Raw genomic sequence first — 10,484 nt, 5'->3', positions numbered from 1 at the left:
TTAACGGACAGCGAATCGGCTGGCGTAAGCCGGGCGGCGGTGAATTTATCCGGCTCGTAGCGGTAGCCCATCTGCGCTTTGTAGTCCGGCACCGGATGTTTTCCGGTGAGCGAGCCCAGCTTTTCGACCTGCTGCCACATGGCGGCGTCGGGAACGTTGACGACCAGCTCCGGCGTCCGCTGCAGATTGTCGATGCCTTGGCCGCCGAAGCCCATGCCGAGCACCAGATAACGTCCGAGCGCCCAAGACGAGGAAAGGGGACTGATGTTGGTCGTACCGTCTTCGTTCAGCGTCGTAGCGAGAATAACGGGCATGCCGTAGTATAAAATTTTTGGCTGAATGTTCAAATGGCTTGCTTCCGTAGGGGATGCTTTTGTGTTCATGCTTCATTACCTCCGATGGTTATCATTGTCCGATAGGAAATGCAGGATAACTGTTCCTGACTCATTGTAATTCATGGACGTTTCCATTATCATCGAAATGTGGAATGCAATGAAAAGGAGGACTACGATGAGCCTGAATCGGAATGTATCATCCATTGCTTCGCTGATTAGCGACCCGTCCCGGGCGGCCATCCTGCTGCATCTGCTTGACGGCCGCTGCCATCCGGCCGGGGATTTGGCAGCCGCAGCGGGAATCACGCCGCAAACCGCCAGCTTCCATTTGGCCAAAATGGCGGAGCTCGGAATTGTAACGGTAGAAAAGCACGGCCGGCACCGGTATTACCGGATTGCGCAGGCGAGCGATGCGGAAATGATTGAGCAACTGCTTTCGTTTGCCGGGCCGGCGCCTGTCGTCTCGTTACGGCAATCGGACCAAATGAAAAAGCTGCGCCACGCCCGGATGTGCTACGACCATTTGGCAGGGGAAGCTGCGGTACGCATTACGGAATCGCTGCAAAGCGCTGGGCATTTGCAGAAAGACGGGCTGCAGCTTCACGTTACGGCTTCCGGCGAACGTTTTTTTGCGGATTTCGGCTTGGACTTGCCGCAGCTTCGCAAGAAGCGGCGGGCTTTCTCCCGCTGCTGTCTCGATTGGACGGAGCGCGAGCATCATTTGGCCGGCGCCCTCGGGCAAGGGCTAACCGAACGGATGATTGCGATGGATTGGTTTCGCCGGGAGGAGAAAAGCCGGGCCGTGCGAATCACACAAGAAGGAAAGCAAGGCATAGCAGAGCGATTCGGAATTCGGCTGGATTAAACGGGCGACTGGTACAGTGGTGCATCAAACCGACAAGGGACGGGGAAATGGCTAATAACGGGAGGTTGACCGGGGCCTCATCCCGCTGCTGGCGAAAAATGACCGGATACGCTTGCAATCGCGCTTGTTTGCGGTTTCACAAACGGCTCCTCCCGCTGATACAATGGTCGTAAAATCGATATTGAGCGAACGGAGGGTATGGGCGCCTCCTGTTTGCCGGGAGAGGCGGTCCAGGTTCGGATGGGGTTACGACTCGGAGAAGCGGTCAGGCATTGGGCGGAGTCGCGGAAGACGGCGGTACCGGAAGAAAAGAGGCTGTCGGCCGAGGCCGTCGCTTCGCTCTTTATTCATTTTTGCTTTCAGTTCGGAGCTTCGATGTCCGGCGTCTTTTTGACGCTGTACTTGTGGCGGCTGACCCACAGCCTTGAAATCAACGGAGCTTATTATGCGATTAACTACGCGGTGGCTCCGCTGGCATTCGCGCTCGGCGGCTGGATGATCAAGCGCAAGGACCGCATGGTGACGTACCGGCTGGGCATTGCGATGATTGCGCTGTTTTATTTGTCCGTTGTTTTCTCCGGGGAGCTGGTGGCTCAATATTATGTGCTCTTTGCCGTGCTGAACGGCATCGCGAGTTCGTTTTATTGGGGAGGTTATCTGACCTTGATGTATGACGTTACGACGGACCGGAACCGCATCCGTTTTCTCGCGATCAATATGATAACGTTTACGCTGGGCGGGCTGATCGGACCGGCCTTGGCCGGATTTCTCATTCGGCAATTCGAGGGCTTGCAGGGCTATACGATCGTTTTCGGCATCTCGTTCCTTATGTTTTTGCTGGCGGCGCTCGGCAGCTTCAAGATCCCGATGAAAGCTTCGCACCATAAAGCGTATTATCTGAAATACGTCGGCCTGCTGATGCGCAAAAACCGGGACTGGACTTACTCGCTAATCGCCTTTTTGGTTATGGGGCTGTTTCAGGGGCTGATGCTGTTTTTGCCGAATATTTTGCTTTTTCAGATCGTCGGCCGGGAAGATCTGGTCGGCTACCTTGGGGTACTGTACGCCAGTCTCGGCATCGGCACGGGGATGTTCATTTCCCGATACGGCACCGAATCCAAAGCGAAAGCCTTTATGTTCATCTCAACCATAGGATTCGTGATCGGCACGGCGTTCATTTTGTGGAAACTGACGCTGGGCACCGTTATCGCTTTTATGATCATTTATTCCATTTGCGCGCCGCTGCAGGGCAACACGATCACTTCGTACTATTACCGCCTGATCGGCGTGCTGCCGCTCAAAGGCCAGCTTCGGGTCGAATCGGTCGTGATGCGCGAGACGTTCTTGAACGGAGGACGCGTTGCATCAATCGGCCTGCTTGTCTGGCTTACAAGCACCGCAGGCAGCCAGGTGCTTCCCTGGGTGCTGGCGGCAACGGCCGTGCTGCAAATCGGGCTGGTCTGGCTGCTGAGCCGACGCGCCGATGAAGAACCGCCTTTGGGCGAGGCCACGGCGGTGCGCGGTCCCGGCTCGAAGAGCGGCTCCCGTCCCGGTATGAAAGCTTCCTCTTGATTGAAGAGGAGGCTTTTTTTCGTACTGCTTAGGAAACGGATGGAATGGAAACAAGGACTATGGGGGGATGCTAACGGTAACGAATAACGAAGGGGCGTATATCATGTACGATTGCATCGTCGTCGGAGGGGGCATTGCCGGCTTGCAGGCGGCCATTCAGCTTGGACGGTATCGGCATCGCGTGCTGGTGATCGACAAAGGGCGAGGGCGCTCAACGCTGTGCCGCAGCTACCATAATGTGCTGGGGTGGCCCGATGGAGTCTCCGGCCAAGAGCTCCGCAATCTCGGACGGCAGCATGCCGAGCGGCTCGGGGTGGAATTTCGCCGCGATGAGGCGGTGGCAGCTGCAAGGAACGGTTGCGGCTTTCAGATTGCGCTTGCCGATGGGGGCGGGGCCGTCCACACCGAGACGCTGCTTGCGGCAACCGGCGTACTGGACCGTTTCCCGCCTTTACCCGGGCTGGAAGAACGCCTTGGGATCAGCGTTTACGTGTGCCCCGACTGTGACGGCTATGAGGTCAGCGGGAAGCGTACCGTCGTGATGGGATCGGGCGATACGGGAGCAGGAATGGCGCTTGCTCTGCGTTATTGGACCGATCGGATTGTTTACGTTAATCATGAGCGGCAAGCGGTAGGCAGCGGGCATGCGGACAAGCTGATGGAAGCGGGCATACCGCATGTTGAAGCGGAAATCGCCGAGGTGCTCGGAGGGCCGGATGCCCGGTTCGACGGCGTACGCTTGTCGGATGGCCGGACGATCGAGGGAGAGCGCGGCTTTATCGCTTTCGGCGGCAACCAAGTGCATACCGGATGGATGGCGTCGCTTGGCATCGAGCGGCTAGAGAACCGTCATATCGTCACCGATCCGCGCACCAAGATGACGAACGTTCCCGGTGTCTGGGCGGCCGGAGATATCGGAGTGCATTCGGAACAGGTCACGATCGCGATGGGCGAGGGCTCGCAGGCGGCGATTTGGATTCATAAAGAGCTTTTGAAGAGGAAAACGAATACCGCGGTCTTCGTTTAAGTTGCACCGCAGGATAAGGGACCAAAGCCATCTCCGTTCAAGGGGGCGCTTCGGTCCCTTTATGTTTCCCGATTACGGAGGGGAAGTCAAGATTTTGGCGGCTCCAGCAGCCGTTTCCATGCTTTCATCGATGCTTCTCCGTTGACGAACAGCCGTTTCAGCTTGAGCGGGTCCTGATCGGACGACGCCCACCCCTGATCGATGGTGAATGCATACCGGAATTTATTTTCTTTTAACAATTTCAAGGTTGTCCGGTTGGACTCGCCATACGGATAACAAAAAATATCAGCCGTCGTGCCGAGCTGTTCCTCGATCAGCCGCCTGGATTCGGTAATTTCATACGCTTGCTTCTTGGCATTCAGCTTCGGCAAGTGCGGGTGGGTCATACTGTGAGGCTGAATGTCCCAACCCGCCTCCTTCATGGCTTTGACCTGCTCCCAATCCAAATAATAACCGTCGTCTACAAACCCGGGGACCATAAATAAGGTAGCATGAAAATTCAACTTTTTGAGCAGCGGATAAGCGTGTTCGTAGTTGTCCGCATAGCCGTCGTCAAACGTGAGCAGGATCGGTTTTTCCGGCGGTTTTTCTTTGCCTTCGAGGATAGCGGTGAATTGCTGGAGCGTGAGCGTCGTGTAGCCTTCGTCAGCCAAGTAGCGCATCTGCTCTTCGAATTTGTCCGGGGCGATGGTGGCCCGGTTGCCGGGATCGACGGTAATGCTGTGGTAGTTGAGCACGGGGATGCGAATGGAAGAAGCGGCCTGCGCGGGCGATGATAGGGCAGGGGGGAAGAGTGACAATGTCGACGCAAGCATAGCAAGACATAACGCGAAGAGAGCCCGAACGAACGGTTTCATGGCGCACGTCCTTTCTGCACGGTAGTCTATCACTCTATACATACCCGCTGCCCGAAGGATTTATGCATTTTGCAGGACAGGGACTTGCGAAGCATCGACGGTATCCGCCTCAGCGACAGGCAAGTAAGCCTCTACGACATGAGCAAAAGTTTGCAGCTCCGCTTCTCCCTGCGGGGTGAGCTTGTATACGCCGCGGGCTACGCGTTCGAACCAAAGGTATACGTTTTTTTGGAGCATGCCTGCGGCCTGGGCATTGCCTGTCAGGTCGCGCAGCTGTTTGGGGCTCATGGGGCCATGGGTGTACAGCAGCGATGCGAGATGAAGCGACTTTTCGCGGTAAGCGGTGACGAGCTTTCGCTTGGTGCTGCCGCCGACGTTATAATCGGCTCGGCGTTCCTGAAACTCCTGCATCAGCTTGCCGGCTGCATATTTGTTATGTCTGGGCATTTTAAGCGGCATCGCGAGCCCGGACCCGTCCGGCGGATGACATTCGACCTCAACCCGCGGTTTGCGCGTTTTATAGAATTGCACGGCGATCATGCCGAGGCCGAGCATGCCGCACAGTCTGCGAAGCTCCGGCCAGCTGGCGCCGTGCGGCGCGCGTCCTTTGGCCGGCCGCTCGAAAGCGACGTACACGAAACGGCTGATCTTCAGACGGTCGATCGCTTGCAGCAGGAGCGGGATCGAGAAGCTTTTCTTCAATTCGACGATGACCGGAGGCTCTTCCCCGCGAATGGCGACCAGATCGCAATGCCGCACCTCGCCGCGCACCGTGTAACCGAGCTGCTCCAAGTAGGCTTTAACGGGGGCGTACAGCTCCGTTTCACTTTTGATTGCCAAGGGGTCGTGCCTCCTTTTTTGCTTGCGGTGATAGGGTAGTGTAATTATACCATACCTTGGGAGGGGAGGAGGGTGAAAAGAGAAAGGCATTTTGATACGAAAAAGCAATTTGTTATAGTGCAAAAGTCTAATAAAATGGTATTATTTTGTCGATATATACAGGAGAAAATTACTAGATTTTTTGATTGAATGGATGTTGAGTATTTCATTTCAAAAATATAAGAAACAAGGTGAGCATGTTGACTCGAGAAAATCAATATCAGAAGCTTTTAAGGATACTGCAAGCCACCATGGTTTTATACCCTCAGTTTGCACCGTATGTCAATGCAGGCTCTATCGAGCTCACAGGGAGTGAAAAGAGAGTAGTAAAAGAAGAGTCGGTATATGACAGCTTGGAAAAGTATCATTATCCCGTTTATAATCCAAATATTTCCTATCAACTAAATAAAATGAAACTGAGCGAGTTGTCCGGCCCGCCATTGGTGTTGCCGAGCGGCGGTATGATCTATACGACGTGGGAGCCGAAGGGGCAGCGGTATGTGAATAACGATGCGGATGCAGGGGCGTACTTCTCGGATACGGATCCGTTGACGTATTCAATCGTGAGACAGCCGCAAGGGTTTTCGGTGAGCATCGTGAGCGGTAGCTTAGTGCATTTGAGCGGGAATCCGATATGGTCGAGCGATTCGTTTACGGTGCGGGCGACGGACCCTAGCGGGTTGTATGCGGATGTGACGGCCGTGTTGAACTTTGCTCCGGAGAGCTTGTCGAGCCACAATGTGGTAACGTACAACCCGAACAGCGGTACATTTGTTTCCGGTGCCATAAACCTTTGGGGCACGTTCCGGGATGCGAACGGGGATGAACTGAAGTATTCGGTGGCAGAAGCACCGTCGGTAAGCAGCGGGATGACGGCGAGCCTGAGCGGCAGCATGCTGTATCTGGGAGGCACGCCGACGGCACCGACGACGTTCCGTGTTAAGGCAACGGATACGCACGGAGCCTCGGCGGAAGAGAGCTTTAGGCTCAACTTTGTGCCTGAGGCGTTGTCGCAACCAGCAGTTTCATTGTCCGGCGTACTAACGCAGGTTGACCTAAGAAATTACTTTATCGATGCGGATCAGGACGAGTTGACGTTCCATTATGGCTGGACATATCCGTGGTCAAGGACGCTGAGCGCCACGATAAGCGGAACGCTGCTGCTGCTGTCAGGGATGGCGCAGGAACCGACCTATGTGATCGTGCGAGCAACGGACGGACACGGCACGTATGTGAGCAATACGGTGAGTGTGCTACAGACCGGCGGAGTTCCGCAAGTATTGCCGAGCGGCGGCATGGTGTTCACGACGTGGGACCCGGCGGGGCAGCGCTTTGTGAACAACGATGCGGATGCGGGGATGTACTTCTCGGATACGGATCCGTTGACGTACTCGATCGTGAGACAGCCGCAAGGGTTTTCAGCAAGCATCGTAAGCGGAAGCTTGGTGCATTTAAGTGGAAATCCAACGCGCACGGATGATTCGTTTACGGTGCGGGCGACGGACCCTAGCGGGCTGTATGCGGACCTGACGGAAGTGCTGAACTTCGCGCCGGAGAGCATGTCGAGCCACAATCTGGTCACGTACGACCCGAACAGCGGAGCGTTCGTAACCGGCGCTATCAACTTGGGAAGTGTATTCTATGATGCGAACGGGGATTGGCTGAGTTATTCAATGGTACAGGCACCATCCTTAAGCAGCGGGATGACGGCGGGCCTCAGCGGCGGCATGCTGTATTTGGGCGGCACGCCGACAGCACCGGCGACGTTCCGGGTAAAGGCGACGGATGCGCACGGTGCATCTACGGAAGGAAGCTTCGGCCTGAATTTTGCGCCCAAGGCGTTGTCGCAACCAGCCGTATCTTTATCCGGTGTGCTGACGCAGGTTGACCTGAGAAACTATTTTAACGATGCAGATCAGGACGAGTTGACGTTCCATTATGGCTGGACATATCCGTGGTCAAGCACGCTGAGCGCCACGATAAGCGGAACGCTGCTGCTGCTGTCAGGGATGGCGCAGGAACCGACCTATGTGATCGTGCGAGCAACGGACGGACACGGCACGTATGTGAGCAATACGGTGAGCGTGCTACAGACCAGCGGAGTACCGCAAGTATTGCCGAGCGGCGGCATGGTGTTCACGACGTGGGACCCGGCGGGGCAGCGGTTTGTGAACAATGACATGGACGCGGGAGCATACTTCTCGGATACGGATCCGTTGACCTACTCGATCGTGAGACAGCCGCAAGGGTTTTCAGCAAGCATCGTAAGCGGAAGCTTGGTGCATTTAAGTGGAAATCCGACGCGCACGGACGATTCGTTTACGGTGCGGGCGACGGATCCGAGCGGGCTGTACGCAGATGTGACGGAAGTGCTGAACTTTGCACCGCAAAGCTTGTCGAGCCACAATCTGGTCACGTACGACCCGAACAGCGGAGCTTTTGTGACCAGCGCGATCAACTTGGGAAGCATCTTCTACGACGCAAACTGGGATGAACTGAAGTATTCGATGGTACAAGCGCCAAGCGTAAGTAGCGGGCTGACGGTGAGCCTCAACGGCAGCATGCTGTATCTGGGCGGGACACCGATGTCGTCGACGACGTTCCGGGTGAAGGCGAGCGATACGCACGAGGCATCAGGGGAAGAGAGCTTCAGCTTAAACTTTGCGCCTAAGGCGTTGTCGCAACCTGCGGTTTCATTGTCCGGTACGTTGACGCAGGTTGACTTGAGAAACTACTTTAGCGACGCGGATCACGATGAGCTAACGTTCTCCTATGGTTGGAAATATCCGTGGTCAAGCACGCTGAGCGCCTCGATAAGCGGAACGATGCTGCTGCTGTCGGGAATGGCTCAGGAGCCGGTCTACGTGATCGTACAGGCAACGGACGGACATGGCACGAACGTGAGCAATACGGTAAGCGTGCAGCAGACAGGCGGCATCCCGCAAGTGCTGCCGAGCGGCGGCATCGTGTACACGACGTGGGACCCGGCGGGGCAGCGGTTTGTGAACAACGATGCGGATGCAGGGATGTACTTCTCGGATACGGATCCGTTAACGTACTCGATTGTGAGGCAACCGCAGGGGTTCTCGGCGAGCATCGTGAGCGGAAGCTTGGTGCATTTAAGTGGAAATCCGACGCGCACGGACGATTCGTTTACGGTGCGGGCGACGGACCCGAGCGGGCTGTACGCGGATTTGACGGAAGTATTGAACTTCGCGCCGCAGAGTTGGTCGAGTCACAATCTGGTAACATTTGACCCGAACAGCGGAGCGTTCGTAACCGGCGCTATCAACTTGGGAAGTGTATTCTATGATGCGAACGGGGATTGGCTGAGTTATTCAATGGTACAGGCACCATCCTTAAGCAGCGGGATGACGGCGGGCCTCAGCGGCGGCATGCTGTATTTGGGCGGCACGCCGACAGCACCGGCGACGTTCCGGGTAAAGGCGACGGATGCGCACGGTGCATCTACGGAAGGAAGCTTCGGCCTGAATTTTGCGCCCAAGGCGTTGTCGCAACCAGCGGTATCTTTATCCGGTGTGCTGACGCAGGTTGACCTGAGAAACTATTTTAACGATGCAGATCAGGACGAGTTGACATTCCATTATGGCTGGACATATCCGTGGTCGAGCACGTTGAGCGCCTCAATAAGCGGAACGCTGCTGCTGCTGTCAGGGATGGCGCAGGAACCGACCTATGTGATCGTGCGAGCAACGGACGGACATGGCACGTATGCGAACAATACGGTAAGCGTGCAGCCGACCGGGGGCATTCCGCAAGTGCTCCCGAGCGGCGGTCTGATGTATACGACGTGGGATCCGGCGGGAAGCCGCTTTGTGAACAACGACATGGACGCGGGAGCGTACTTCTCGAATACGGATCCGTTGACGTACTCGATCGTGAGACAGCCGCAAGGGTTTTCAGCAAGCATCGTAAGCGGAAGCTTGGTGCATTTAAGTGGAAATCCGACGCGAACGGACGATTCGTTTACGGTACGGGCGACAGACCCGAGCGGGCTGTATGCGGACCTGACGGAAGTGTTGAACTTCGCACCGAAAAGCTGGTCGAGCCACAATCTGGTCACGTACGACCCGAACAGCGGGGCATTCGCCTCCAGCGCCATCCAGTTAGGGAACATATTCTATGATGCAAACGGGGACGGACTGAGCTACGCGATAACCGAAGCGCCGTCGGCCGGCAGTGGAATGTCGGCGAGCATCGCCAACAACATGCTGTATTTGGGCGGCACGCCGACGGCACCGGCGACGTTCCGGGTAAAGGCGACCGATACGCACGGAGCATCAGCGGAAGAAAGCTTCAGCTTAAACTTTGCACCTAAGGCATTGTCGCAACCTGCGGTTTCATTGTCCGGTGTACTGACGCAGGTTGACTTGAGAAACTATTTTAAGGATACAGATCACGACGAGCTCACGTTCTACTACGGCTGGAAATATCCATGGTCTAGCACGCTGAGCGCCTCGATAAGCGGAACGATGCTGCTGCTGTCGGGGATGGCGCAAGAGCCGGGTTATGTAATCGTGCATGCGACAGACGGACACGGCACGTACGTATCCAATACGGTGAGCATAGGGAGCAGCAGCCAAAACATAGCTCCCCAAGCATTGTCTCAGCCGGCCGTTTCCTTGACGGGCGGATTGACGCAAATCGACTTGAGGAACTACTTTATCGATGCGAATCAGGACGTATTGACGTATGTTTACGGCTCGACGTATCCGTGGTCAAACACGCTCAGCGCTTCGATAAGCGGAACGCTGTTGCTGTTGTCAGGGACTGCTCAGGAAACGACCCAAATCGTCATCCACGCAACGGATGGGTACAGCGGATATGTAGCCAACACAGTAACGATCAACGCTCAACATTAAACATTTTATAACTGAACGAAATCGGCCAATCGGACGGTTGGCCGATATATTTTTGAAGCAGGAAGG

Annotated in this window: 6 protein-coding genes and 1 pseudogene; 4 read left to right on the top strand and 3 right to left on the bottom strand. The window is 55.8% G+C overall.

Annotated features, from left to right (window positions below):
* Window positions 1-383: pseudogene (locus QJ48_RS10265) on the bottom strand (flavin reductase family protein); the annotation flags it as partial.
* A 133-nt stretch (window positions 384-516) separates the two neighbouring features.
* Between QJ48_RS10265 and QJ48_RS10260 the strand changes: the two are divergent.
* The 3 genes from QJ48_RS10260 to QJ48_RS10250 all read left to right on the top strand — a co-directional run bounded on the left by QJ48_RS10260 (window position 517) and on the right by QJ48_RS10250 (window position 3,799).
* Window positions 517-1,200, top strand: a complete 684-nt coding sequence (locus tag QJ48_RS10260) for a helix-turn-helix transcriptional regulator (RefSeq protein ID WP_054973527.1) — start codon at window positions 517-519, stop codon at window positions 1,198-1,200.
* A gap of 240 nt (window positions 1,201-1,440) precedes the next feature.
* Complete coding sequence (locus QJ48_RS10255; RefSeq protein ID WP_082420446.1) at window positions 1,441-2,772, top strand: MFS transporter; 1,332 nt, start codon at window positions 1,441-1,443, stop codon at window positions 2,770-2,772.
* 103 nt (window positions 2,773-2,875) lie between these two features.
* Window positions 2,876-3,799, top strand: a complete 924-nt coding sequence (locus tag QJ48_RS10250; protein WP_054973526.1) for an NAD(P)/FAD-dependent oxidoreductase — start codon at window positions 2,876-2,878, stop codon at window positions 3,797-3,799.
* Between the two features lie 86 nt (window positions 3,800-3,885).
* Here the strand turns inward: QJ48_RS10250 and QJ48_RS10245 are convergent, their stop codons facing one another.
* Both QJ48_RS10245 and QJ48_RS10240 read right to left on the bottom strand, forming a co-directional pair.
* The gene (locus QJ48_RS10245; protein ID WP_054973524.1) at window positions 3,886-4,656 is read right to left on the bottom strand and encodes a polysaccharide deacetylase family protein; all 771 of its coding nucleotides are present in this window, start codon (window positions 4,654-4,656) and stop codon (window positions 3,886-3,888) included.
* Window positions 4,657-4,716: 60 nt separating this feature from the next.
* Window positions 4,717-5,496 (bottom strand): DUF2161 domain-containing phosphodiesterase, encoded by a 780-nt coding sequence (locus QJ48_RS10240; protein ID WP_054973523.1) that lies wholly within the window; start codon window positions 5,494-5,496, stop codon window positions 4,717-4,719.
* Between the two features lie 500 nt (window positions 5,497-5,996).
* On the opposite strand from QJ48_RS10240, the gene QJ48_RS10235 reads away from it, so the two are divergent.
* Window positions 5,997-10,418, top strand: coding sequence for a hypothetical protein (locus QJ48_RS10235; RefSeq protein WP_237762862.1), 4,422 nt, complete (start codon window positions 5,997-5,999; stop codon window positions 10,416-10,418).
* Window positions 10,419-10,484: the final 66 nt, after the last annotated feature.

The organism is Paenibacillus sp. A3, assembly GCF_001399685.1.
Classification (GTDB): Bacteria; Bacillota; Bacilli; order Paenibacillales; family NBRC-103111; genus Paenibacillus_G.
Note: the sequence above shows the minus strand (reverse complement) of the source record. Positions and strands in the feature narration are given on the sequence as shown.